Annotated in this window: 23 protein-coding genes; 10 read left to right on the plus strand and 13 right to left on the minus strand. The window is 54.4% G+C overall.

Annotated features, from left to right (window positions below):
• Positions 1–115: 115 nt before the first annotated feature.
• On the minus strand, positions 116–1,399 hold the full coding sequence (locus tag AOY24_RS03450) for a citrate synthase (RefSeq protein ID WP_043001372.1): 1,284 nt from the start codon (positions 1,397–1,399) through the stop codon (positions 116–118).
• Between the two features lie 694 nt (positions 1,400–2,093).
• On the opposite strand from AOY24_RS03450, the gene sdhC reads away from it, so the two are divergent.
• The 8 genes from sdhC (at position 2,094) to sucD (ending at position 11,939) form a co-directional block, all read left to right on the plus strand.
• Positions 2,094–2,498, plus strand: a complete 405-nt coding sequence (gene sdhC / locus AOY24_RS03455) for a succinate dehydrogenase cytochrome b556 subunit (protein ID WP_043001371.1) — start codon at positions 2,094–2,096, stop codon at positions 2,496–2,498.
• Complete coding sequence (gene sdhD, locus AOY24_RS03460; protein ID WP_043001370.1) at positions 2,492–2,839, plus strand: succinate dehydrogenase membrane anchor subunit; 348 nt, start codon at positions 2,492–2,494, stop codon at positions 2,837–2,839. Before sdhC ends, sdhD begins: the two co-directional genes overlap by 7 nt.
• Complete coding sequence (gene sdhA / locus AOY24_RS03465; RefSeq protein ID WP_043001369.1) at positions 2,839–4,605, plus strand: succinate dehydrogenase flavoprotein subunit; 1,767 nt, start codon at positions 2,839–2,841, stop codon at positions 4,603–4,605. Before sdhD ends, sdhA begins: the two co-directional genes overlap by 1 nt.
• Before the next feature lie 15 nt (positions 4,606–4,620).
• Positions 4,621–5,337, plus strand: coding sequence for a succinate dehydrogenase iron-sulfur subunit SdhB (gene sdhB / locus AOY24_RS03470; RefSeq protein ID WP_043001368.1), 717 nt, complete (start codon positions 4,621–4,623; stop codon positions 5,335–5,337).
• Between the two features lie 414 nt (positions 5,338–5,751).
• Positions 5,752–8,553 carry a 2-oxoglutarate dehydrogenase E1 component gene (sucA, locus tag AOY24_RS03475; protein WP_054176150.1) on the plus strand — a complete coding sequence of 934 codons (2,802 nt, stop codon included), beginning with the start codon at positions 5,752–5,754 and terminating at the stop codon, positions 8,551–8,553.
• 14 nt (positions 8,554–8,567) lie between these two features.
• Positions 8,568–9,788 carry a 2-oxoglutarate dehydrogenase complex dihydrolipoyllysine-residue succinyltransferase gene (gene odhB / locus AOY24_RS03480; protein ID WP_044256556.1) on the plus strand — a complete coding sequence of 407 codons (1,221 nt, stop codon included), beginning with the start codon at positions 8,568–8,570 and terminating at the stop codon, positions 9,786–9,788.
• Positions 9,789–9,903: 115 nt separating this feature from the next.
• Positions 9,904–11,070, plus strand: a complete 1,167-nt coding sequence (sucC, locus tag AOY24_RS03485) for an ADP-forming succinate--CoA ligase subunit beta (RefSeq protein ID WP_042320639.1) — start codon at positions 9,904–9,906, stop codon at positions 11,068–11,070.
• On the plus strand, positions 11,070–11,939 hold the full coding sequence (gene sucD / locus AOY24_RS03490; protein ID WP_054176151.1) for a succinate--CoA ligase subunit alpha: 870 nt from the start codon (positions 11,070–11,072) through the stop codon (positions 11,937–11,939). Before sucC ends, sucD begins: the two co-directional genes overlap by 1 nt.
• Before the next feature lie 164 nt (positions 11,940–12,103).
• Here sucD and AOY24_RS03495 read toward each other — a convergent pair whose 3' ends face one another.
• From AOY24_RS03495 to otnK, 8 genes are read right to left on the minus strand one after another with little or no spacing between them, the layout of a single operon-like run.
• The gene (locus tag AOY24_RS03495) at positions 12,104–12,760 is read right to left on the minus strand and encodes an aspartate/glutamate racemase family protein (RefSeq protein WP_044266333.1); all 657 of its coding nucleotides are present in this window, start codon (positions 12,758–12,760) and stop codon (positions 12,104–12,106) included.
• On the minus strand, positions 12,757–13,176 hold the full coding sequence (locus AOY24_RS03500) for a heme-binding protein (RefSeq protein ID WP_044256550.1): 420 nt from the start codon (positions 13,174–13,176) through the stop codon (positions 12,757–12,759). Before AOY24_RS03500 ends, AOY24_RS03495 begins: the two co-directional genes overlap by 4 nt.
• 6 nt (positions 13,177–13,182) lie before the next feature.
• Positions 13,183–14,529: a bile acid:sodium symporter family protein gene (locus AOY24_RS03505; protein ID WP_054176152.1), complete on the minus strand. Its 1,347-nt coding sequence runs from the start codon at positions 14,527–14,529 to the stop codon at positions 13,183–13,185.
• A gap of 24 nt (positions 14,530–14,553) precedes the next feature.
• Positions 14,554–15,363: a 3-keto-5-aminohexanoate cleavage protein gene (locus AOY24_RS03510; protein ID WP_054176153.1), complete on the minus strand. Its 810-nt coding sequence runs from the start codon at positions 15,361–15,363 to the stop codon at positions 14,554–14,556.
• Between the two features lie 36 nt (positions 15,364–15,399).
• Complete coding sequence (locus AOY24_RS03515; protein WP_054176154.1) at positions 15,400–16,176, minus strand: hydroxypyruvate isomerase family protein; 777 nt, start codon at positions 16,174–16,176, stop codon at positions 15,400–15,402.
• On the minus strand, positions 16,157–16,963 hold the full coding sequence (locus tag AOY24_RS03520; RefSeq protein ID WP_042285318.1) for a DeoR/GlpR family DNA-binding transcription regulator: 807 nt from the start codon (positions 16,961–16,963) through the stop codon (positions 16,157–16,159). Before AOY24_RS03520 ends, AOY24_RS03515 begins: the two co-directional genes overlap by 20 nt.
• Positions 16,964–16,972: 9 nt before the next feature.
• Complete coding sequence (locus AOY24_RS03525; RefSeq protein ID WP_054176183.1) at positions 16,973–17,617, minus strand: aldolase; 645 nt, start codon at positions 17,615–17,617, stop codon at positions 16,973–16,975.
• Positions 17,617–18,879: a 3-oxo-tetronate kinase gene (gene otnK, locus AOY24_RS03530; protein WP_044266323.1), complete on the minus strand. Its 1,263-nt coding sequence runs from the start codon at positions 18,877–18,879 to the stop codon at positions 17,617–17,619. Before otnK ends, AOY24_RS03525 begins: the two co-directional genes overlap by 1 nt.
• Positions 18,880–19,251: 372 nt before the next feature.
• Here otnK and AOY24_RS03535 point away from each other — a divergent pair, with 372 nt between their 5' ends.
• The gene (locus AOY24_RS03535; protein WP_054176155.1) at positions 19,252–20,145 is read left to right on the plus strand and encodes a PocR ligand-binding domain-containing protein; all 894 of its coding nucleotides are present in this window, start codon (positions 19,252–19,254) and stop codon (positions 20,143–20,145) included.
• On the opposite strand, the gene cobA is transcribed toward AOY24_RS03535, so the two are convergent.
• The gene (gene cobA / locus AOY24_RS03540) at positions 20,124–20,903 is read right to left on the minus strand and encodes a uroporphyrinogen-III C-methyltransferase (protein WP_054176156.1); all 780 of its coding nucleotides are present in this window, start codon (positions 20,901–20,903) and stop codon (positions 20,124–20,126) included. The genes AOY24_RS03535 and cobA overlap by 22 nt on opposite strands.
• Positions 20,904–21,308: 405 nt before the next feature.
• On the opposite strand from cobA, the gene AOY24_RS03545 reads away from it, so the two are divergent.
• Positions 21,309–22,217 carry a LysR family transcriptional regulator gene (locus AOY24_RS03545; protein ID WP_043001356.1) on the plus strand — a complete coding sequence of 303 codons (909 nt, stop codon included), beginning with the start codon at positions 21,309–21,311 and terminating at the stop codon, positions 22,215–22,217.
• Between the two features lie 61 nt (positions 22,218–22,278).
• On the opposite strand, the gene cobO is transcribed toward AOY24_RS03545, so the two are convergent.
• The 3 genes from cobO to glsA form a co-directional block, all read right to left on the minus strand.
• The gene (cobO, locus tag AOY24_RS03550) at positions 22,279–22,881 is read right to left on the minus strand and encodes a cob(I)yrinic acid a,c-diamide adenosyltransferase (protein WP_044256538.1); all 603 of its coding nucleotides are present in this window, start codon (positions 22,879–22,881) and stop codon (positions 22,279–22,281) included.
• 9 nt (positions 22,882–22,890) lie between these two features.
• On the minus strand, positions 22,891–24,543 hold the full coding sequence (locus tag AOY24_RS03555; protein WP_043001354.1) for a class I fumarate hydratase: 1,653 nt from the start codon (positions 24,541–24,543) through the stop codon (positions 22,891–22,893).
• Between the two features lie 113 nt (positions 24,544–24,656).
• Positions 24,657–25,658, minus strand: coding sequence for a glutaminase A (gene glsA / locus AOY24_RS03560; RefSeq protein ID WP_044256534.1), 1,002 nt, complete (start codon positions 25,656–25,658; stop codon positions 24,657–24,659).
• Positions 25,659–25,689 lie beyond the last annotated feature (31 nt).

The following is a 25,689-nucleotide window of genomic DNA, read 5'->3' on the forward strand; positions in this document are numbered from 1 at the left end:
AGGGTCAAGAAAAGGTTGGGAAGTTGCCGGATGGCGCTAATACTTATCCGGCCTACGAATTGACAACCGTAGGCCGGATAAGACGCAGTCGCGTCACCATCCGGCAGTCTGACGATTAATGCTTAAGGTCAGATTTAAAATCGCGTTTTTCGTAGCCGGTGTACAGCTGACGTGGACGCGCGATTTTCATGCCATCGGTATGCATTTCGCTCCAGTGCGCAATCCAGCCGACGGTACGCGCCATGGCGAAGATCACGGTGAACATGGAAGACGGGATTCCCATCGCTTTCAGGATGATACCGGAGTAGAAGTCGACGTTCGGGTAAAGTTTCTTCTCAATGAAATACGGGTCGTTCAGCGCGATGTGTTCCAGCTCCATCGCCACTTCCAGCAGGTCATCTTTGGTACCCAGCTCTTTCAGCACTTCGTGGCAGGTCTCACGCATCACGGTGGCACGCGGATCGTAGTTTTTGTAAACACGGTGACCGAAGCCCATCAGGCGGAAAGAGTCATTCTTGTCTTTCGCACGACGAACGAATTCCGGAATGTGTTTAACCGAGCTGATTTCTTCCAGCATCTTCAGCGCCGCTTCGTTCGCGCCACCGTGCGCCGGTCCCCACAGGGATGCAATACCCGCAGCAATACAGGCAAACGGGTTCGCGCCAGACGAGCCAGCAGTACGTACCGTTGAGGTGGAGGCGTTCTGTTCATGGTCGGCATGCAGGATCAGGATACGGTCCATTGCGCGTTCCAGTACCGGGTTCACTTCATAGGTTTCACACGGCGTGGAGAACATCATGTTCAGGAAATTACCGGCGTAGGAGAGGTCGTTACGCGGATAAACAAACGGCTGGCCGATAGAATATTTGTAACACATCGCCGCCATTGTCGGCATTTTGGACAGCAGGCGGAATGCGGCGATTTCGCGGTGGCGCGGATTGTTAACATCCAGAGAGTCGTGATAGAACGCGGCGAGCGCACCGGTGATCCCGCACATGACCGCCATCGGATGTGAATCGCGACGGAAAGCGTGGAACAGACGGGTGATTTGCTCATGGATCATGGTATGGCGAGTCACGGTGGTTCTGAATGCGTCGTACTCTGCCTGCGTCGGTTTTTCGCCGTTCAGCAGGATGTAACACACTTCCAGATAGTTAGACTCGGTGGCTAACTGATCGATCGGGAAGCCGCGATGCAACAAAATGCCTTCATCGCCGTCGATGAACGTAATTTTGGATTCGCAGGATGCAGTAGAGGTGAAACCAGGGTCAAAAGTAAACATCCCCTTCGAACCCAGGCTACGAATATCAATAACATCTTGACCTAGCGTGCCCTTCAGCACATCCAGTTCAATAGCCGTATCACCATTTAGGGTGATTTTTGCTTTTGTGTCAGCCATTTACGGTCTCCTTAGCGCCTTATTGCTTAAGACTACTCAGGTGAGATTTGCCATCGATACATCAATCAACCGTTACCAGTTTGTTATTCGGCTCGCCGCTCTGGATAGAGGAGAAACCAGGGTACAGAGCAATGGGCGCTTGCAGGTAAATCAGTTAACTCATGGTGAATTAGCAACAAATCAACAACTTAGCAATCCGAATTATTCAACCTGTCTATCACTATTAACTGTACTGAAGGGATCGGTCAATATCTTCCTACTGTTACATAACTTATTTGCAGGTTAAAGAGTGACCCCATAACTTTTACGCATTATATGCCTTTTCTGGTGTTGTTTGTAACAACTTTGTTTAATGATTGTCAAATCAGATGATTAAAAATTAAATAAATGTTGTTATCGTGACCTGTGTCACTGTTCGGGATAAAACCCGACAAACTATATGTAGGTTAATTGTAATGATTTTGTGAACGTCCTATACTGCCGCCAGGTCTCCGGAAACCCCTGCAATCCCGAGCCACCCAGCGTTGTAACGTGTCGTTTTAGCAACTGGAAGCAGTGTTTTACATGACGCGCAGTTATAGAAAGGACGCTGTCTGACCCGCACGCAGACCGGAGGAAGGAAATCCCGTCGTCTTTCAGGCTACAGGTGATTCACTCTCTGTACCCGAAGTCCAAAGGGAATAATAAGAACAGCATGTGGGCGTTATTCATGATAAGAAATGTGAAAAAACAAAGACCTGTCAATCTGGATCTGCAAACGATCCGGTTCCCAATCACGGCGATAGCGTCCATTCTCCATCGCGTTTCCGGAGTGATCACCTTTGTGGCGGTCGGGATCCTGTTGTGGTTACTGGGCACCAGCCTCTCTTCCCCTGAAGGATTCCAGCAGGCATCCGCCATCATGGGTAGCTTTTTTGTTAAATTTATTATGTGGGGCATCCTTACCGCGCTGGCGTATCACGTCGTGGTCGGTGTTCGTCACATGATGATGGATTTTGGCTATCTGGAAGAAACATTCGAAGCGGGTAAACGCTCAGCCAAAATCTCTTTTGTTATCACTGTCGTGCTTTCACTTCTCGCAGGAGTCCTCGTATGGTAAGCAACGCCTCCGCACTAGGACGCAATGGCGTACATGACTTCATCCTGGTCCGTGCTACCGCTATCGTTCTGACGTTATACATCATCTATATGGTGGGTTTCTTCGCCACAAGCGGCGAACTGACCTGGGAAGTCTGGACCGGTTTCTTCTCATCGGCTTTCACCAAAGTCTTCACCCTGCTGGCACTCTTCTCCATCTTGATTCATGCCTGGATCGGCATGTGGCAGGTGTTGACCGACTACGTTAAACCACTGGCAATTCGGTTGTCGCTGCAACTGGCTATCGTCGTTGCACTGGTGGTTTACGTGATTTATGGATTTGTTGTGGTGTGGGGTGTGTAATGAAACTGCCAGTCAGAGAATTTGATGCTGTAGTTATTGGCGCAGGCGGAGCAGGTATGCGTGCGGCGCTGCAAATTTCCCAAAGCGGACAGACCTGTGCGTTGCTGTCCAAAGTGTTCCCAACCCGTTCCCATACCGTTTCCGCGCAGGGTGGCATCACCGTCGCGCTCGGTAATACCCATGAAGATAACTGGGAATGGCACATGTACGACACCGTGAAAGGGTCGGACTACATCGGTGACCAGGACGCTATCGAATATATGTGTAAAACCGGTCCGGAAGCGATTCTGGAACTGGAACATATGGGGCTGCCGTTCTCCCGTCTCGACGACGGTCGTATCTATCAGCGTCCGTTTGGCGGCCAGTCGAAAAACTTCGGCGGTGAGCAGGCGGCACGCACCGCAGCGGCAGCTGACCGTACCGGTCACGCACTGCTGCATACGCTGTATCAACAGAACCTGAAAAACCACACCACCATTTTCTCCGAGTGGTATGCGCTGGATCTGGTCAAAAACGCCGATGGCGCAGTGGTCGGTTGTACCGCACTGTGCATCGAAACCGGTGAAGTGGTTTACTTCAAAGCCCGTGCAACCGTGCTGGCCACCGGCGGCGCAGGCCGCATTTATCAGTCCACCACTAACGCGCACATCAACACCGGCGACGGCGTGGGGATGGCAATCCGTGCCGGTGTTCCGGTTCAGGATATGGAAATGTGGCAGTTCCACCCAACCGGGATTGCCGGTGCGGGCGTGCTGGTAACAGAAGGCTGCCGCGGTGAGGGCGGTTACCTGCTGAATAAACACGGTGAGCGCTTTATGGAGCGTTATGCGCCGAATGCGAAAGACCTGGCGGGCCGTGACGTGGTGGCGCGTTCCATCATGATCGAAATCCGTGAAGGTCGTGGCTGCGATGGTCCTTGGGGTCCGCACGCTAAACTGAAACTTGACCATCTGGGTAAAGACGTCCTCGAATCCCGTCTGCCGGGCATTCTGGAATTGTCCCGTACGTTTGCACACGTTGACCCGGTGAAAGAGCCGATTCCGGTTATCCCAACCTGTCACTACATGATGGGCGGTATTCCGACCAAAGTGACCGGTCAGGCATTGACGGTGAACGAGCAGGGTGAAGACGTGGTGGTTCCGGGGCTGTTTGCGGTGGGTGAAATCGCCTGCGTATCGGTACACGGCGCTAACCGTCTGGGCGGTAACTCGCTGCTGGATCTGGTGGTCTTTGGTCGTGCGGCCGGTCTGCATCTGCAGGAATCTATCGCTGAGCAGGGTGAACTGCGCGATGCCACAGAAGACGAAATCGACGCGTCCCTGGCGCGTCTGAACCGCTGGAACAATAACCGTGATGGTGAAGATCCGGTGGTGATTCGCAAAGCGCTGCAGGAATGTATGCAGCATAACTTCTCGGTCTTCCGGGAAGGCGATGCGATGGCAAAAGGGCTTGAAGAGCTGAAAGCCATCCGCGAGCGGTTGAAAAATGCCCGTCTGGACGACACCTCCAGCGAATTCAACACCCAGCGCGTAGAGTGTCTGGAGCTGGATAACCTGATGGAAACTGCCTATGCCACCGCAGTATCCGCCAACTTCCGTACCGAGAGCCGTGGCGCGCATAGCCGCTTCGACTTCCCGGAGCGTGATGATGAAAACTGGCTGTGCCATTCCCTGTATCTGCCAGAGACGGAATCCATGACCCGACGTGAAGTCAACATGGAACCGAAACTGCGCCCGGCATTCCCGCCGAAGATTCGTACATACTAATGCGGAGACAGGACAATGAAACTCGAGTTTTCAATTTATCGCTATAACCCGGATGTTGATGACGCTCCGCGCATGCAGGATTACACCCTGGAAGGCGAAGAAGGGCGTGACATGATGCTGCTGGATGCGTTGATGCAGCTCAAAGAGAAAGACCCCAGTCTCTCTTTCCGCCGCTCCTGCCGTGAAGGCGTGTGTGGTTCAGATGGTCTGAACATGAACGGGAAGAACGGTCTGGCCTGCATCACGCCGGTATCAGCGCTGGTTCAGCCCGGTAAGAAAATTGTTATCCGTCCGCTGCCTGGTTTGCCGGTGATCCGCGATTTGGTAGTAGACATGGGGCAATTCTATGCACAATATGAGAAGATTAAGCCTTACTTATTGAATAATGGGCAAAATCCTCCGGCTCGTGAGCATTTACAGATGCCAGAGCAGCGGGAAAAACTCGATGGGCTGTATGAATGCATTCTGTGCGCCTGCTGCTCAACGTCTTGCCCATCCTTCTGGTGGAATCCGGATAAGTTTATCGGTCCGGCGGGTCTGTTAGCGGCCTATCGCTTCCTGATCGACAGCCGTGATACCGAGACGGACAGCCGCCTGGAAGGGATAAGCGATGCATTCAGCGTATTCCGCTGTCACAGCATCATGAACTGCGTCAGTGTATGTCCTAAGGGGCTGAACCCGACGCGCGCCATCGGCCATATTAAGTCGATGCTGTTGCAACGCAGTGCGTAAGTAGACATTGCCCGCGGTGGCAATCCTGTAGGCCGGATAAGACGTTTACGTCGCCATCCGGCACATGTTGCCTGATGGCGCTTCGCTTATCAGGCCTACGGGGTCGCCATCAGGCAAATTAGTGCAGGAAACCTCTAAAAACTGCCACATTGATAGCAATAATCGAGATGTTCAGCGCGAGACAAGGCGCGAACGGAACGAATCGCCGGGAGCATAGTTCACTATGTGACCGGGTGAGGGACGGTTGCAACGCAGTCGCAGCCTGAACAACGACGATTATTAGACAGTTTTTAAAGGTTCCTTAGCGGACGCAGATCACACGACAGTCCGTAACAAGTGAACCCCGGCACGCATACGACGTATGCGTGGTAGTATCCACGGCGAAGTAAGCATACAAATGCTTAAGGGATCACGATGCAGAACAGCGCTTTGAAAGCCTGGTTGGACTCTTCTTACCTCTCTGGCGCAAACCAGAGCTGGATAGAACAGCTCTATGAAGACTTCTTAACCGATCCTGACTCGGTAGACGCTAACTGGCGTTCGACGTTCCAGCAGTTACCTGGCACCGGAGTCAAACCGGATCAATTCCATTCAAAAACGCGTGATTATTTCCGTCGTCTGGCGAAGGATGCCTCACGTTACTCTTCTTCGATTTCCGACCCTGACACCAATGTGAAGCAGGTTAAAGTCCTGCAGCTCATCAACGCTTATCGCTTCCGTGGTCACCAGCATGCGAATCTCGATCCGCTGGGACTGTGGCAGCAAGACACTGTTGCCGATCTGGATCCGTCCTTCCACGATCTGACAGAGGCCGACTTCCAGGAAAGCTTTAACGTAGGTTCTTTTGCCGGCGGCAAAGAGACGATGAAGCTGGGCGAGCTGCTTTCCGCACTCAAACAAACGTACTGCGGCCCGATTGGTGCTGAGTACATGCACATCACCAGCACCGAAGAGAAACGCTGGCTGCAACAGCGCATCGAATCCGGTCGCGCGGCATTCAGCAGCGAAGAGAAAAAACGCTTCCTGAGTGAACTCACCGCAGCCGAAGGTCTGGAACGTTATCTGGGCGCCAAATTCCCTGGCGCGAAACGCTTCTCGCTGGAAGGCGGTGATGCGTTAATCCCGATGCTCAAAGAGATGATCCGCCATGCCGGTAACAGCGGTACCCGTGAAGTGGTGCTGGGTATGGCGCACCGTGGTCGTCTGAACGTCCTGGTCAACGTACTGGGTAAGAAACCGCAGGATCTGTTCGACGAATTTGCGGGTAAACATAAAGAACATCTCGGCACCGGTGACGTGAAGTACCACATGGGCTTCTCATCGGATATCGAAACCGAAGGTGGCCTGGTTCACCTCGCGCTGGCGTTTAACCCGTCGCACCTGGAAATCGTCAGCCCGGTGGTGATCGGTTCCGTTCGCGCTCGTCTGGATCGTCTGGATGAACCAAGCAGCAACAAAGTGCTGCCGATCACCATCCACGGCGACGCTGCGGTAACCGGGCAGGGCGTGGTTCAGGAAACCCTGAACATGTCGAAAGCGCGGGGTTACGAAGTGGGCGGTACCGTTCGCATCGTGATCAACAACCAGGTGGGCTTCACCACTTCTAACCCGCTGGATGCACGTTCCACCCCGTACTGCACCGATATCGGTAAAATGGTACAGGCACCGATTTTCCACGTGAATGCGGACGATCCGGAAGCGGTGGCTTTCGTCACTCGTCTGGCGCTGGATTTCCGCAACACCTTCAAACGCGATGTCTTCATCGACCTGGTGTGCTACCGCCGTCACGGCCACAACGAAGCCGACGAGCCGAGCGCAACCCAGCCGCTGATGTATCAGAAAATCAAAAAGCATCCGACCCCGCGCAAAATCTATGCGGATAAGCTGGAAGCGGATAACGTCGCGACGCTGGAAGATGCTACCGAAATGGTCAACCTGTATCGCGACGCGCTGGACGCGGGCGAATGCGTGGTGAAAGAGTGGCGTCCGATGAATATGCACTCCTTTACCTGGTCGCCGTACCTCAACCACGAGTGGGATGAAGCGTACCCGAACAAGGTTGAAATGAAGCGCCTTCAGGAACTGGCGAAACGCATCAGTACGGTGCCTGAAACCGTTGAGATGCAGTCTCGTGTGGCCAAAATCTACGGCGACCGCCAGCTAATGGCGAACGGGGAAAAACCGTTCGACTGGGGCGGCGCAGAAACGCTGGCTTACGCTACGCTGGTTGACGAAGGGATCCCGATTCGCCTGTCCGGTGAAGACTCCGGTCGCGGCACCTTCTTCCATCGCCACGCGGTGATCCACAACCAGACCAACGGGTCGACCTGGACTCCTCTGCAGCATGTCCACAACGGGCAGGGCAGCTTCCGCGTCTGGGACTCCGTGTTGTCTGAAGAAGCGGTACTGGCCTTCGAATATGGCTATGCCACAGCGGAACCACGCACCCTGACCATCTGGGAAGCGCAGTTCGGTGACTTCGCCAACGGCGCGCAGGTGGTTATCGACCAGTTCATCTCCTCTGGCGAACAGAAATGGGGCCGGATGTGTGGCCTGGTGATGCTGCTGCCGCACGGTTATGAAGGGCAGGGTCCGGAGCACTCCTCCGCGCGTCTGGAGCGTTATCTGCAACTTTGCGCTGAGCAGAACATGCAGGTGTGCGTACCGTCTACTCCGGCTCAGGTGTATCACATGCTGCGTCGTCAGGCGCTGCGCGGGATGCGTCGTCCGCTGGTGGTCATGTCGCCGAAATCGCTGCTGCGCCATCCGCTGGCGGTCTCCAGCCTGGATGAGCTGGCGAACGGCACCTTCCTGCCTGCCATCGGTGAAATCGATGACCTCGATCCGAAAGGCGTGAAGCGTGTGGTGATGTGTTCTGGTAAGGTTTATTACGACCTGCTGGAACAGCGTCGCAAGAACAATCAGCAAGATGTCGCCATTGTGCGCATCGAACAGCTTTATCCGTTCCCGCATCAGGCGATGCAGGACGTATTGAAACAGTACGCTCACGTACATGATTTTGTCTGGTGCCAGGAAGAGCCGCTCAACCAGGGCGCATGGTACTGCAGCCAGCATCATTTCCGTGAAGTGATTCCATTTGGGGCCGCTCTGCGTTATGCAGGTCGCCCGGCCTCCGCCTCTCCGGCGGTAGGGTATATGTCCGTTCACCAGAAACAGCAACAAGATCTGGTCAATGACGCGCTGAACGTCGATTAATTAAAGGATACAAAATGAGTAGCGTAGATATTCTTGTTCCCGACCTGCCTGAGTCCGTAGCGGACGCGACTGTTGCCACCTGGCACAAAAAACCGGGTGATGCGGTGGTTCGTGACGAAGTGCTGGTAGAAATCGAAACTGACAAAGTGGTACTGGAAGTACCGGCATCAGCGGACGGCATTCTGGATGCGGTTCTGGAAGACGAAGGCACCACCGTGACCTCCCGCCAGATCCTCGGTCGCCTGCGTGAAGGCAATAGCGCGGGTAAAGAAACCAGCGCGAAGTCTGAAGAAAAAGCGTCTACCCCGGCGCAGCGTCAACAGGCTTCTCTGGAAGAGCAAAATAACGATGCGCTGAGCCCGGCGATCCGTCGCCTGTTGGCTGAGCACAACCTCGACGCCAGTGCGATCAAAGGCACCGGTGTGGGCGGACGTATCACTCGTGAAGATGTGGATAAGCATCTGGCGAAAGCCCCGGCGAAAGCCGAGGCCAAAGCACCGGCAGAAGCCCCTGCTGCACAGCCAGCGCTGGGGGCACGTAGCGAAAAACGCGTACCGATGACCCGTCTGCGCAAACGCGTGGCCGAGCGTCTGCTGGAAGCGAAAAACTCCACTGCCATGCTGACGACCTTCAACGAAGTGAACATGAAGCCCATCATGGATCTGCGTAAGCAGTACGGTGAAGCGTTTGAAAAACGTCACGGTATCCGTCTGGGCTTCATGTCCTTCTACGTGAAGGCGGTAGTAGAAGCGCTGAAACGCTATCCGGAAGTGAACGCCTCTATCGATGGCGACGACGTGGTGTATCACAACTACTTCGACGTGAGCATGGCGGTATCCACGCCGCGCGGTCTGGTGACCCCGGTCCTGCGCGACGTCGATACGCTGGGTATGGCTGACATCGAGAAAAACATCAAGACGCTGGCTATCAAAGGTCGTGACGGCAAGCTGACGGTGGAAGATCTGACGGGCGGTAACTTCACCATCACCAACGGTGGTGTGTTCGGTTCGCTGATGTCCACGCCGATCATCAACCCGCCGCAGAGTGCGATCCTCGGCATGCACGCGATTAAAGATCGTCCGATGGCGGTAGATGGCAAGGTCGAAATCCTGCCGATGATGTACCTGGCGCTGTCCTACGATCACCGTCTGATCGATGGTCGCGAATCCGTGGGCTTCCTGGTGGCGATCAAAGAACTGCTGGAAGATCCGACTCGTCTGCTGCTGGACGTGTAGTAAACAAGAGTATCACCTGCCTCGTAGGCCGGATGAGCGTAGCGCCATCCGGCACAAGCACCACGCCGGTCTACGGGTTTAAAGATAACGATTACCTGAAGGATGGACAGAACACATGAACTTACATGAATATCAGGCAAAACAACTTTTTGCCCGCTATGGCTTACCGGCGCCGGTGGGTTATGCCTGTACTACTCCGCGTGAAGCTGAAGAAGCGGCATCGAAAATCGGTGCGGGTCCGTGGGTAGTAAAATGTCAGGTTCACGCAGGTGGCCGCGGTAAAGCGGGCGGTGTGAAAGTTGTAAAAAGCAAAGAAGAGATTCGCGCGTTTGCTGAGCACTGGCTGGGCAAGCGTCTGGTGACCTATCAAACAGACGCCAACGGTCAACCGGTCAACCAGATTCTGGTTGAAGCGGCGACCGATATTGATAAAGAGCTGTATCTGGGTGCGGTCGTTGACCGTAGCTCCCGTCGTGTGGTCTTCATGGCCTCCACCGAAGGCGGCGTTGAAATTGAAAAAGTGGCGGAAGAAACCCCGCACCTGATCCACAAAGTGGCGCTTGATCCGCTGACCGGCCCAATGCCGTATCAGGGACGCGAGCTGGCGTTCAAACTGGGTCTGGAAGGCAAACTGGTTCAGCAGTTTACTAAGATCTTCATGGGCCTGGCGACCATTTTCCTTGAGCGCGACCTGGCGCTGATCGAAATCAACCCGCTGGTTATCACCAAACAGGGTGACCTGATCTGCCTCGACGGCAAACTGGGCGCTGACGGCAACGCGCTGTTCCGCCAGCCGGATCTGCGCGAAATGCGCGATCAGTCTCAGGAAGACCCGCGTGAAGCGCAGGCAGCACAGTGGGAACTGAACTACGTCGCGCTGGATGGCAACATCGGCTGCATGGTTAACGGCGCAGGTCTGGCGATGGGCACCATGGACATCGTGAAACTGCATGGCGGCGAACCGGCTAACTTCCTTGACGTGGGCGGCGGCGCCACCAAAGAGCGCGTCACCGAAGCGTTCAAAATTATCCTCTCTGACGACAACGTTAAAGCGGTTCTGGTTAACATCTTCGGCGGTATCGTGCGTTGCGACCTGATCGCTGACGGCATTATCGGCGCGGTAGCGGAAGTGGGCGTTAACGTTCCGGTGGTGGTTCGTCTGGAAGGTAACAACGCCGAACTCGGCGCGAAGAAACTGGCTGACAGCGGCCTGAATATTATTGCAGCGAAAAGTCTGACGGATGCAGCTCAGCAGGTTGTTGCCGCAGTGGAGGGGAAATAATGTCAGTTTTAATTAATAAAGATACCAAGGTTATCTGCCAGGGCTTCACCGGTAGCCAGGGGACATTCCACTCCGAACAGGCAATTGCCTACGGTACGCAGATGGTTGGCGGCGTAACGCCAGGCAAAGGCGGCACCACGCACCTGGGCCTGCCGGTGTTTAACACCGTGCGTGAAGCCGTAGAAGCGACGGGCGCCACCGCGTCCGTTATCTACGTGCCGGCACCGTTCTGCAAAGACTCCATTCTGGAAGCCATCGACGCAGGCATTAAGCTCATCATCACTATCACCGAAGGCATCCCGACGCTGGATATGCTGACCGTGAAGGTTAAACTGGATGAAGCCGGTGTACGCATGATCGGCCCGAACTGTCCGGGTGTTATCACCCCGGGCGAATGCAAAATCGGCATCATGCCCGGTCACATTCATAAGCCGGGTAAAGTGGGTATCGTCTCGCGTTCCGGTACGCTGACCTATGAAGCGGTTAAGCAGACCACCGACTACGGTTTCGGCCAGTCCAGCTGTGTGGGCATCGGCGGCGACCCGATCCCGGGCTCTAACTTCATCGACATCCTGAAACTGTTCCAGGAAGATCCGCAGACCGAAGCGATCGTGATGATCGGTGAGATCGGCGGTAGCGCGGAAGAAGAAGCGGCGGCCTACATCAAAGATCACGTGACCAAACCGGTTGTTGGCTACATTGCCGGTGTGACTGCGCCGAAAGGCAAACGTATGGGTCACGCAGGCGCCATTATCGCCGGTGGAAAAGGAACTGCGGATGAGAAATTCGCAGCGCTGGAAGCCGCTGGTGTGAAAACCGTTCGCAGCCTGGCCGATATCGGCGAAGCGCTGAAAGCCGTCATTAAGTAAAAGCAATAAAACAGCCCAACCCCTGCATTTACCCGTGATGCAGGGGAAAGGGCTGGTCCATTTTCGACATGGTTGGCCATCTGATGATGGCCTTTTTTTACCTGTCTGTTTGCCGGATGGCGCTGGCGCTTATCCGGCCTACAGGGGAGTGTTGGCTTGCCAGGTTATGCGCTTTCCGCCAGCGTTTTCAGCCAGCGGATGCCGCTTTCCGGAGAGGTCATCACCGGGACGGGCGGCGACGGAAGCTGCTGCAGAACGCGCGCCATCGACGCTTGCGCCAGCATAACCACATCAGCCTGTTTATACGCGCTGTGCAATCCTTCGCTGACGATGCGATCGTGGGTTTCCATATCGCCCGCCAGCAGAGCATGGAAGGCCTCTTCCATCAATATCGGCGTCACGGTGCATTGCTTACCGCTGGCCTGTACTTTGCGCTGCACATACTCCAGCGTCGGTTTCATGGTCGTGGCGACAGTGGCCAGCACGGCAATGTTCTCACCCAGGCTAATGGCTTGTTCCACCATCGCGCAGTCGATACGGGCAAGCTGCAGCGGTGTCATAAACTGACACTGTTCAACCGCCGTGCCAATGGACGAACAGGCGGTGATGAAAATCTCGCAATCCGCTTTTTCGGCTATGTGGACGTAGTCGGCAATGCGTGCCGCAATGTTCGGCGTCACGCCTCCGGCCTTCATCACCTGCTTAATCATCGACTCTTCGACCAGGTGCATCACGTCCGCTTCTGGCATGATGTCGCCGATCAGTTGCTGCATCATGGCGAGCGTGGCGGAACTGGTGTGAAGCATAGCGATCTTTTTCATTCTGCGAACTCCTTGAGCAAACATTCGGCAACGGCCATAGCCGCATCGTGATCTTCCTGGGCGGACAGTCCACCAACCGCAACGGCCCCCACGCATTTACCGTTGTGAAGAATCGGTACGCCGCCGGGCAGCGCGGTAAAACGTGGGTCAGCAAAGTAGCTGATATCCAGTGACTCATTTTGCAGACGTTGCAAAAACGCCTGAGTGGTGCAACCTAAACGGCTGCTGGTGCGTGCTTTGCGCTGCGTCAGCTCAATGGTCAACAGTTTGGCGTTATCCATACGGGCAAAGCTCAGTAACTCGCCGTGAGCGTCGCACACCGCCACGCTGAGCGGACGTTGCGCATAACGGGTGTCGGCGAGATCGAGCGCGCAGTCTACCGCGCGTCGTGCCTGTTGCAGGGTTAAAGTCATCATGGTGAGTTATCCTTTTGACAGAGGTTCTGATACCGGCTGAGCAGGCGAACTCTCGCTCTGGGCCTGCGCCTGTCGGGCATCCTTTTTGCGCCAGTAGTTAGCCAGCAGCGAGCCGCTGACGTTGCCAAGCGGCGTCATGACCGCAGAGGCGAGACCAACGGTGGCCAGTTTTCCCATCGCGGCGGCAAGACCTGATGCCATCCCGCCGTTTTGCAGGCCGACTTCGAAGGCTACCGTCCGGGCGGACTGAACATCCATGCGGAAGATCCAGCGGCTCATCAGATAGCCAATCAGGAAGCCGCCGAGGTTGTGCATCAGCATGGCGAAGCAGAGCAGGAAGCCGACCTGAACCAGGTTGTCGCGCCCGGCTGCCGCTGCTGTAGTGGTGAAGAAAATGATGCCCATCATCGAAATGGTCGGCATGATCTTCTTAACGCCGGCCACGCGTCCATACAGCCAGTTATAGAACAGCGCCCAGATGATCCCGCCAGCCACAAAGTTCAGCACCACCGCATACATTTGCGCGTCGGCGCTGGCGCTACCAAACAGCGTGTCCCAGCCGCCGGTAAGCATATACAGCAGCCAGATGGCGCTGATCCCGGCCAGCGTTTGCACGGTACGACGCCCCTGCACGTCGGCATAGGTTTTCAGGTAGTCATGTAAAATCGCCGCGCCAATCGGGATCAACACGATTTTCACGACGTCCATCACCATCGCCGTGAGCTGGATGTCGATCATTGAACCCGCCAGCAGATTCACCCACAGCGGGGTCATGACCGTCGCCGCCAGCGTTGAGACGGCGGCGATCGAGACCGCCAGCGCCAGGTTGGCGTTGGCGATATACACCATGACGGTGGAGGAGAGCCCACTGGGACAGGAACCAATCAGCAGAATGCCTACCGCCACTTCCGGCGGAAAGTCAAAGATCAGCGTGATGCTCAGGCCGAGCAGAGGCATGATGACGAAATGACAGAAGGTGCCGATAAACACCGCCCAGGGCATTTTAGCGACGTCGATAAAGTCCTGAATCGTGAGTTTGGTGCCCATACTGAACATGGTCGCCTGGATCACTAAAAAGACGATCCATTTATGGGTGATGTTGAATCCGCCCCAGACGATTAGATCGGTTGACCAGGTCATCGCCGCGACAAAGCCGGCAATGATCCACAGGGTAAACTGGTAGCTGCGAAGATTTGTCCAGTAGCCCGCACCTGCCGCGAAGCCTGTCGTCAGCATCACCAGCCCCGGCTGCCAGAGGGCGGGAGACTGCATCAGCGCGCCAATTGCCGCCAGGGCGCCACCGGCGATGCAGACGCCCAGTCCGGTTTTGTGAATAACGGTTGTGATAGTCATGGTGAAATGTCCTTTCTCTCGCTATTACTGCCGTGGTGGAATAGCTAACATTTGCCGCGCAATATCCGGCGTGGCGACCTTTTTATCCATACTGCGAATAAGCGTGGCGAGTTTGGCAACCTGCTGATAATTATGCTGAGCTTTCTCTTCGGCGCTTAAATAATAGCTATCTTCAAAACCAATTCTCACTTCACTGGCACCCATGCCGACCGCTGCCGCAATAATATCGAAATTCTTGCGGCCAAAATGGGTAATTCCCCATAAGGCGTCGCGAGGGATCATACTGCGCATGGCAATTAACGCATCAACCGTCGCGGGTGAACTTCCACGGTGTCCGAGGACAATATTGAATAACATCGGTTTCTTGAACGATATTTTTTCTTCCAGCGCCAGAATGTTATTAATCATGCCAATTTCGAAAACTTCAAATTCAGGAATAATGGAACGTTGGGTTATTTGTTGCGAACAATATTCAACGTCCGGTCCGGGATTAACGTACACGGCATCGCCGAGGTTAACAGAGCCGACGTTCAGCGACGCCATTTCGACGCCGGGACAGTCCAGAGGCGCGCAGCGCTCGGCAATCGACATGGTGGAGACGCCACCGGTTGAGGCCTGAATAATCAGGTCGGAATGGCGCATGACGTGGTCAATTGTCGCCTGAAAATCGGTGGTGTCCGACGTCAGACGACCTTGTTTATCGCGAACGTGTAAATGCACGATGGCTGCACCCTGTTCGACGCTGGCCAGTATTTCCTGCGCCAGTTCTTCAGGTATAACTCTGGGGTAATCCGCGGCAACGGGTGCCAGCGAAATAATAACAGTATCCGACATGTGTTCCTCCGGTTTTCCGGTACAGAGATATTAAAATTATAAGTACGGTGTCATCCAGCGTAACGATTCGGGCCCTGGTGTTGACGGTTTATATTCACAACCTATCCAGCCCTGATAACCTGTCTGCTTAATAAATTCAAAAAGCCATGTTTCATTTAATTCTCCCGTTCCCGGTTCATGGCGGCCGGGTACAGAAGCAATCTGAAAGTGTTTAATGATCGGTAAATAATGTTCAATAAGATGTGTAACATTACCGTGTATTTTTTGGCAGTGGTAAATATCAAACTGTAAGCCGATATTTTTTCTGTTCACTTCGCGAATAAGACGTTCAGCCAGTGGAAAGCTATCAACAAAATAACCAGGCATATCGTCCGGGTTTAACGGTTCAATCAACACGTCGATATCGGCCCCAACCATGACGTCACAGGCGATACGCAGTCGGTCGGTTAATTGCTCATACTGGGCGTTAGCGGAAAGTCCGGCCACGCGCAATCCGGCCATGACGTGCACCTTGCGACAGCCCAGTGCCGTGGCGTAATCGCGGGCAATCAGCAGACTGCGATGATACTCCTCGTCACAGCCTGGCAGGGAGGCCAGTCCGCGTTCACCGGCCTGCCAGTGACCCGCTGGCGCATTCATCAGCGCCACCGGCAGACCGGTTTCCCGTTGCGCCGCCAGCAGCACATCCAGCGGATGCTGCCAGAGAAACAGCCCTTCAACGCCGTGAAAACCCGCCGCCTTTGCGGCCTGAAAGCGCTCCGCAATGGGACGTTCGCAAAACAGCCAGTCAAGGTTAGCCGCTAACTTCAGCATGATGCGTTCCCTCCCGGCAATCCACCAGGTGCAGTTTCACGCCCTGGCTGGCAATGGTGTCCTGCGCTACGTCGGGTAACCGGTTATCCGAAATAATGTCGGTCAGTTGATCCAGCGAGCAGATGTGGAACATCCCGTATTTGCCAAATTTACTGCTGTCGCAGACCAGCACCCGACGGCGGGAGACGGTGAGCACGGCCTCTTTCACCGAGGCTTTGCCTTCGCTGGGGGTCGACATTCCACGTTCGGTATCCCACGAGGACGAACTGAGAAACGCCACGTCTATATTGATCGTGCGCAGAAAACTGGCGGCGCTTTTCCCAAGGCATGAGCGGTTGCGCTGATCCACCAGTCCGCCGGTGTGATACAGCGTGATGTGCGGCATATCCATCAGGTAGTGGCTGATGGAAAAATCGTTCGTCACCACCGTCAGGTTGAAGCAGTGGCTGGCGGCGACGGCTTTCGCCACTTCAAACAACGACGTTCCCGCATCGAGATACAGCGTTTGCCCTGGTTCTATCAACATCGCGGCTAGTTGCCCCATCCGTCGCTTCACGTCATGATGCAGCTCGGCCTTTTCCCGCCACGGCAGCTCCGATTTCAGCAGATTGTTGAGTTTCACCCCGCCATTGATCGAGATGACTTTGCCTTCTTCTTCCAGCAACTGAATATCGCGGCGCACGGTCATGTGCGACACGCTCATCAGATCCGCCAGCTCATTAAACGAGGCGACGTTTTTTTCATGCACGTAGCGGTAGATAAAATCACGTCGTTGTTCGGGGATCATCCTCTCACCTCATGCTCGCCGGGATTGTTCGAGTTCAGCTACTGCTTCCGCCGTTAGCGGCACGTAGCCGAGTGGTTTTAAGGTCAGCCAGATGCGGGCGCTGTCTTCCAGCTCTTCGGCATTAAACACCGCCTCACGAAGTGAGCGACCACTGACTACCGGGCCGTGATTTGCCAGGAGCGCGGCAGTATGGTCCGCCGCAATCTCGCTGAGTGCGCTGGCAATCCCCTCATGACCGGGTTTGAAATAGGGCAACAGAGGCAACTGCCCGACGCGCATTACGTAGTACGGCGTTAACGGCGGCAGACAGTTTTCCGGTGTGCTGCATGGCAGACAGGAAAGGGCGGTCAGCCATGGCGAATGCAGATGAACCACCGCGCCGCAGGCCGGACGATGACGATACCAGGCCAGGTGCATGGGCACTTCTTTCGACGGTTTATCGCCACTGAGGTGAACTCCGCTGGCATCCAGTTTACTGAGCGTTGCGGCGTCCAGCTCGCCCAGACAGGAGTTGGTCGGCGTGACCAGATAGCCGCCGTCCGGCAGTTTTACGCTCAGGTTGCCCGAACCACCGCTGCTGAAGCCGCGCATAAACAGAGAACGACCGTAGTGCACCAGCTGTTCGCGGAGTTGTTGTTCGTTAAGCTGACTCATCATGCAGACTCCTGCGCGGTGAAAAAGAAGTCTTCGTCACCGAAGTTGCCTGACTTCAGCGCCAGCGCGAGCGGCGGCTCGGCGGAGAACACCCACGGCACGCCGGGCGCGATGGCTTTGCCGACCGTCAGTCGCGTCACCTGTAACGCCTCCACTACGGTGCCGGACGTTTCGCCACCGGCGACGATAAAACTGTTTACGCCTGCGGCCTGCAATTTGGCCGTCAGTCTGGCAAAGGTATGCTCAATCGCCCGGCTGGCGCGCTGCTCGCCGTACTCCTGTTGAATGCGTTTCAGCGCTTCCGGCGGCTGGGTGGCGTAAATCAATGGAGCGAGCGCGTCATCGACATGAGTCATTGTCCACCGCGACAGCTCGTCGCTGTAACGCTCTGCGTCTGTCAGGCAGCGCGCCACGTCGAGTAGAAGGGAAGCGGCCTGTGCTTTATAGCGATTCACCTGGCGGTTACTCATGGCGGAACAACTTCCGGAAAACACCACCGTTTTTGCCGGCTGCGGGAAGGGATGTACCGCTTCCCGCCTACGCTGTGGTGCGGCGCAAGCGGCCAGTGCACCACCCAGGCCGGAACCGCCCGCCAGCAACGGTGTATGACGTAAGGCCTGAGCGAGGGTCTGCAGATCGGCTTCGCTGAAGGTATCCACGATCACGTGACGTACACCTTCAGACTGGCAGCGTTCCAGCGCGTGAGTGACCGCTTCCACACCTTTCTGAATCGTGCTGAGGTCAATGCGCCCGACAGCGCTGGCAGTTTGCGCCGTGAGCAGGCGAATCAGGTTCGCATCGGTCATCGGGTTGAGCGGATGTTTCTCCATGCCGGATTCATTCAGTAATACGCCATTCACAAACAAATGACCGTGAATCACCGTCCGTCCGTTTTGTGGCAGGGCTGGGCAGTGAACGATGTACGGCGCGTGCATCGCTTCTATCAGCGCATCGCTGACCGGACCGATATTCCCGGCGGGGGTGGAATCAAAGGTGGAGCAATATTTAAAGTAAATTTGCCGCGCACCTGCCGTGTGGTGCAGCCATTGCCAGCAGCGTAATGATTGATCGATGGCCTGGTCAGCCGGTAGAGAACGGCTTTTCAGCGAGATGACAATCGCGTCGACCTCTTCATTCCACGGCTGCGCGGCGTCTGGCATCCCGGGCAGCAGCGCGACCCTCCAGCCTTGCTCAGCCATAAAACTTGCGATATCCGTTGCGCCAGTAAAGTCGTCGGCGATAACACCTGTCGTGACGGGCATACATCCACTCCGTTCAGATTATCTTGTCATTGAGCCTATTATTCAGGAGGGCGTTTCACATTCACATGATGATTCTCACAAATAAGCACATCATAAAATTGCATGTTATTTATATAACTGATTGAAAATCATAAATAAAATGGTGGGTGATGTTGAAATGAAGCTCACAGGAAGATGTGAAGATTCGTTAATCTTTGGGAAAAGTTGTCACAGCAGTCGGTGGACTGGTGTTGAGGAGCGCGGGGGGCACTCTTGCAATTTGATCATAATCACCTGATTAAATGAGATTATTTTTTGCGGTCAGGGTCATTTTTTCACCTGGACAAATTAAGCATAGTAGCGACGTTATCCAGACCACTGACGGAGCGTAACGTGCCTCAGCATATTCAGGACGATGTCTTACACACTTTTTACTCACTGGCAGAGGTGTTTTCTAAGGCGACCGGGCTCGCCGCCGTGGTGGTAGACATTAATGGTCGGGAAATCTCTGCCTGTCATAATTTTAATTCGTTCTGTTCATTACTGCGCGCCAATCCGCAATACCAAAAAACGTGTCAGAAATGTGATAAATATTGCGCTTTTGAAGGGTTAAAAGAAGAAAAAATCAGAATACTCTGCTGTCATGCGGGGTTGAGTTTTTTCTCTATGCCATTAATTCGTCAGGGGCATCTGCTGGGATTTATTATTTGCGGTCAGGTGCGCGCAAAGTATCCGGAATATAAAACTATTGTCATTGATGACGATCGGCAGTGGGCTTCCGATCCTAAAATTAAATCAGCCTGGAATCAGGTCGCGATTGTTGAAAATAATCATCTGGTGGCAGCGGCAAACCTGCTCAGCTTTATTATTAACAATCTCAGTCCGGTTCAGCGTAAAACGGTGGATACCGCTGATGTGCAGTTGAGCGACCTGCGTCTGTCGGCAATGGAACTTTCTCGCCACGAAAAGAAACTGGTCGCTGCACTGCGCTATATTGATGAACACTTATACGAGGAACTGACGCTGGAGTCGGTGGCCGCGCATGTCTGTTTAAGCGCCAACTACTTTAGCCGTTTCTTTAAGAAACGGCAGGGAGTGAATTTTAAAACCTGGGTGAGCCAGAAAAAAATGCAGCGGGCGAGTGAGTTGCTGCGCGATCCGAAGAACTCTATCGACAGCATCGCCCGGAAACTTCAGTATGCGCAGACCAGCTATTTTTGTCGGGTGTTCCGGGCGGCTCACCAGACGTCTCCGCAGTCATTCCGTCATGAACACCTTTCGCTGTAGGTGCGTTCCATCACCTCTGGAATAAAAGAGAGTCGGTCGCTCAAACGGACAACATCGCCAACCACAATCAGTGCCGGTGGCACAATATTCGCTTCCTGTGCTTTCGTGAGTAATGTACCGAGCGTACAGGTTAAGCGCCGCTGATTGTCCCGGGTAGCCGACATCACAATCGCCGCGGGCGTGGCCGGTGATTTGCCTCCCATCAGCAGTTCTTCACAAATAAATGGCAGGTTAGCGATCCCCATAACAATCACCAGCGTGCCGTTGAGCTTCGCCAACTGCCGCCAGTCCTGCTGCTGATTACCTTCGCGGGTATGTCCTGTCACGACATGAAAACCGGATGCCAGGTCGCGGTGGGTCACCGGGATCCCGGCGCAGGCCAGCCCGCCAATGGCGGAACTGATCCCCGGCACCACTTCGAAGGCAATGCCTTCTTCGACCAGACATTCCACCTCTTCGGCACCGCGGCCAAACACGTAAGGATCGCCGCCTTTCAGGCGCACAACGTTCCGCTGTGTTCGCGCATGCTGGATAAGCAGGGCATTGATCTCCTCCTGAGGAACACTATGATAGCCCGGACTTTTGCCAACGTTGATGCAGGTACAGCTCGCTGAGCACCACTCAAGCATTTTAGGATTGACCAGCCGATCGTAAATGATGACATCAGCCTGTTGAATACACTGCAGGGCTTTAAGGGTCAGTAAGCTGATATCACCAGGACCTGCACCAACCAGCCAGACTTTTCCGGAATTTTTCATATGTCGTCCTTAATTATTGTCGGGAAAAACGGTAAAAATAGTAAAAGCAGATAAAAAAACGTCATCGTTTGCTTATCGTTTAGTGAACTGAATTCTCCTGAAATAATAAGTAAATAATATTGATTAAACCCGCAAAGTTTTTTCTCCGATAAACAAGTTATCTTGAAAAATTATTAAGAACTTATTGGCGCTATTTGTCGCAAAATAACCTTAATTAAATTGTGTTTATGGTCAGTCTTGCGTATTATTGGTTATTATTTGTTCACCCCCTGTGTGAATAAACCATGGAGTGGATCAATGACATCCAGGTAGGAAATAAAATATAACTCTCAGGCCAATCGGGAGTCGGTTGCATTTATTTTTTATAAATTAAACTATTTTTGTACGCGGCATATGGAAGACGTTATGAGAGGAAAGATACCAAAGACTGAATTACTGGTGACGTTTGAAGTGGTGGCACGTCATGAAAGTTATACGCGTGCGGCGGAGGAGTTAGCATTAACGCAAAGTGCTGTATTTCGCCAGGTGAATGCACTTGAGGATTTTCTGCATACTGCATTATTTAATCATGCCAAAAAGCGGATTTTTTTAAACGAGGCCGGGAAGCATTATTTGAGCATTGTTAAAGAAACGCTAAATAAACTTGAGCGTGATACGAATACCATTATGACCTGGCAGCCCACGGTCGAAGTCATTGAACTGGCGGTCAACCCGACCTTCAGCACCCACTGGCTGATCCCCAATCTGCGTGAATTCAACAAACTTAACCCCGATATTATCGTTAATATTCACTCGCTGGCGAACATGGGCGATTTCCTCAACCGTGAATATGATGCGGCCATTATGCGTGAAGACTTCTGTTCGCCGTGGTCAGAAGTGGAGTATCTGTTCGAAGAGGAAATCCTCCCGGTTTGTAGCGGCAGTCTGCTGTCGCAGCCCAACCAGAAACTGGCGGTTGAAGAGTTGCTCAATGAGTTTCCCTTGTTGCATCAAAGTACGCGAATTAACGGCTGGCAGGAGTGGTTCGCCCTGTCGGATGTCAGTAGCCCACTGGTCAACAAAGGCCCGCGTTTTGATCTGCTGTCGATGCTGATCGCCGCGGTGCGATCGAATTTGGGGGTTGCGCTGCTCCCACGTTTTGCGATCCAGCACGATCTGGACAACGGTGACATGGTGATCCCTTGCGATGTGCCCATGCGCACGGGTAATCGTTTCATCATGACCTGGCGGGAAGAAAAAGCGGAATCCCGTCATTTACAGGTTTTCCGCGACTGGCTGTTACAAAAATCGGTGGTATCTCACCTGGAACGCTGACGGCGGATGACGGGTAAACGGGAAGCCGGATAAGCGCATGCGCCATCCGGCAACGACGTAACTACCAGTCAATTCCTGCCTGAGCCTGAATACCGCTGTCAAACGCATGCTTGACCGGGCGCAGTTCGCTCACCGTATCGGCAAGCTCCAGTAACTGCGCGTGACACCCTCGCCCGGTCACAATCACACTCTGCTGCGCCGGACGCTCCCGAATGGCGGCAATCACCTCGTCAGTATCCAGGTAGTGATACGCCAGCATGTATGTAAGTTCGTCCAGGACCACCAGATCGTAATGCGCATCGGCCAGCATGCGCTTGCTCTCTGTCCAGACAGTCTGCGCCGCCGCGATATCCGCCTCGCGGTTTTGCGTTTCCCAGGTAAACCCGGTACCCATAATGTGAAACTCAACCCCCAGTGGATGCAGGGTGTTGTATTCGCCATTATCCCACTGGCCTTTGATAAACTGCGCGACGCCAACGGTTTTACCGTGACCCACCGCACGGGTGGCAGTGCCAAAGGCGGCCGTGGATTTCCCTTTTCCATTTCCGGTAAATACGATCAAAATCCCTTTTTGTTCCGTGGCGGCGGCCACACGGATTTCCACCTGTTCTTTCAGCTTTTGCTGACGCTGGCGATGACGGTCGCCATTGGCTCGCGCTTGCATAAACGCTCCTTAATGTCCTGCCGGGCAGGATGCACAACGATGCTGTTGTTCAAACTGACTGAAGAAGTTGTTTCCTTTGTCGTCTACCAGCACGAAGGCAGGCAGGTTTTCAACTTCCATCATCCAGACCGCTTCCATTCCCAGTTCGGGATATTCGAGGCAGCGCAGGCTTTTCACGTATTGCTGCGCCAGCAAGGCGGCGGCGCCACCGATGCTGCCGAGGTTGAATCCGCCGTGTTTATGGCAAGCCTCGGTGACTTGCGCACTGCGGTTGCCTTTGGACAGCATGATCAGGCTACCGCCAGCGGCCTGGAAAGCGTCGACATAGCCGTCCATGCGCCCGCCGGTGGTTGGCCCGAGCGAACCACAGGCCATCTGATCCGGCGTTTTAGCCGGGCCGGCATAGTAGACAATGTGATCTTTCATGTACGCTGGCATCGCTTCGCCGTTGTCCAGGCGCTCTTTGAGTTTGGCATGCACGATGTCGCGGGCGACGACGATCGGGCCGTTTAGTGAAAGCCGCGTGCCGACTGGCAGGGCGGATAAATCATGCAGGATCTCGCGCAGCGGACGGTTCAAATCCAGGTTTACGCTCTGTGCGCTGTTCTCGATGCGGCTGGATTCAGGGATAAATTTACCTGGGTTATGCTCGAGTTTTTCCAGCCAGATCCCGTGTTTGTTGATCTTCGCTTTGATATTGCGATCGGCGGAGCAGGAGAGCGCCATCGCGATCGGGCAGGAGCCGCCGTGGCGCGGCAGACGAATTACGCGAATATCATGGGCGAAATATTTACCGCCAAACTGCGCGCCAATGCCAAATTCACGGCTGGCATTGAGCAGCGCGGATTCCAGCGCCGTGTCACGAAACGCCTGACCCAGCTCATTACCGCTGGTGGGCAGGTTGTCGTAATACTTGGTTGAGGCCAGTTTGGCGACCTTGAGCGCCTGATCTGCGGAGAGACCGCCGACGACAAAAGCGATGTGATACGGCGGGCAGGCTGCGGTGCCCAGTGATTTCATCTTCTCGATCAGGAATGCGGTGAGCTTTTCCGGTTGCAGGATCGATTTGGTCTCCTGGAACAGCGCCGCCTTGTTGGCTGAGCCGCCGCCCTTATTGACAAACAAGAAGCGGTATTCGTTACCCGGTGTGGCGCTGATATCGATCTGCGCCGGCAGGTTGGTGCCGGTATTCACCTCGGTATACATATCCAGTGGGGCGTTTTGCGAATAGCGCAGGTTATTTTCTTTAAAGGTGGTGTAAATCCCTTTGCTAAGCGCTTCGGCGTCATCGCCGCCGGTCCATATCTGTTGGCCTTTGCTGGCGACCACTGTCGCTGTACCCGTGTCCTGGCAGTTCGGCAGCACGCCTTTCGCCGACACTTCCGCATTACGTAACAGTTGCAGGGCGACATATTTGTCGTTACTGCTGGCCTGCGGATCGTGCAGGATGCTGGCGATCTGCTTTAAATGTCCGGAGCGCAGGAAGAACGATGCTTCATAGAATGCCTGTTGCGCCAGCAGCGTTAATGCTTCCGGCGCCACTTTGATGACCTCTTCGCCATCTAACTCTGTCACCGTAACATGCTGATTGCTCAGTAATTCGTATTCCGTACTCTCTTTGCTTTGTACAAAGAGTTCTTGCCAGACAAAGGGTTTAGACATGTTACTTCTCACGTTAAGGTTGATATCGCCGGAGGGCGGCGTCGCGCCGTATCCGACCTACAAAAATGCCTGATTCGTAGGCCGGATGCGCATGAGCGCCATCCGGCATCCACTTAATGCGCCATAAAGAGATTGGCCTGTGTTGCATGGGCAACATATTCAATAGTCTGCTGGGCGCGCACGCTGTTCCCGGCGCTGTCCAGCGGCGGTGAGTAAACGGCAATGGCGTACTGTCCCGGTACCACCGCGACCATGCCCCCGCCGACGCCGCTTTTCGCCGGAATACCGACGGTGTACAGCCATTTTCCGCTGCCGTCATAGAGACCGGCGATGGCCATTTCAGCCAGCACCTGCGGTACATAGCGCTCATTGAGCAACTGTTTGCCGTTGAACGGCGATTTACCCTTGTTGGCCAGCACGGCACCCATTTTGGCAAGCTGCTCAACGGTGACGTCTACTGAACACTGGCGGGTGTAAATCTCTACGGCCTCCTGCGTATCGCCGTAGAAGCTGTTGTACGATGCCATCAGTTGCGCCAGCGCCTGATTGTGCTGGTTGGTCTCCATTTCCGATCTGAATACCGGTTCATTGACCGTGAGCGTGGCGTCGGCCCAGGCGTTCAGGTTGGTGAGGATTTTGTTCCAGCGGTCGGTTTTGTCTTTGGCGTCAATCAGGCTGACGGTACTCATGGCACCTGCATTGACCAGCGGATTCTCCGGTGCGCCCTTCGTGAGTTCGACCGCGAGACCGGAATTAAAGGGCAGGCCGGTGGCATTAGCGCCGAGTTTATCCAGCACCTCCTGTGGCCCGTGCTGTTCCATCGCCAGCGCGAGGGTGAAGACTTTGCTCAGCGATTCCATCGGGAATGCTTTGTTGATGTCTCCTGCCTGGTAAATTTTGCCGTCAACGGTAGCGAGGGTAATGGCGAAGTTGTTGGGGCTGTAAGTGGCAAGGGCAGGGATGTAGTCGGCGACTTTGCCGTCGTTGTTACTTTTGTATTTCTGGTGTGCCTGTTCGATCAATGCGGCGTAGTCCGGCGCCGTTTGCGCCAGCGCGGCGGCGCTAAAAAACAGGCTGGCGGTTAACATGCTCGCGCCGAAGAATTTTACGTTCATGGTGCAACCTTGTTGGTGTGATTGGCATGTT

Source organism: Citrobacter sp. CtB7.12 (genome assembly GCF_001297795.1).
Taxonomy (GTDB): domain Bacteria; phylum Pseudomonadota; class Gammaproteobacteria; order Enterobacterales; family Enterobacteriaceae; genus Citrobacter_A; species Citrobacter_A amalonaticus.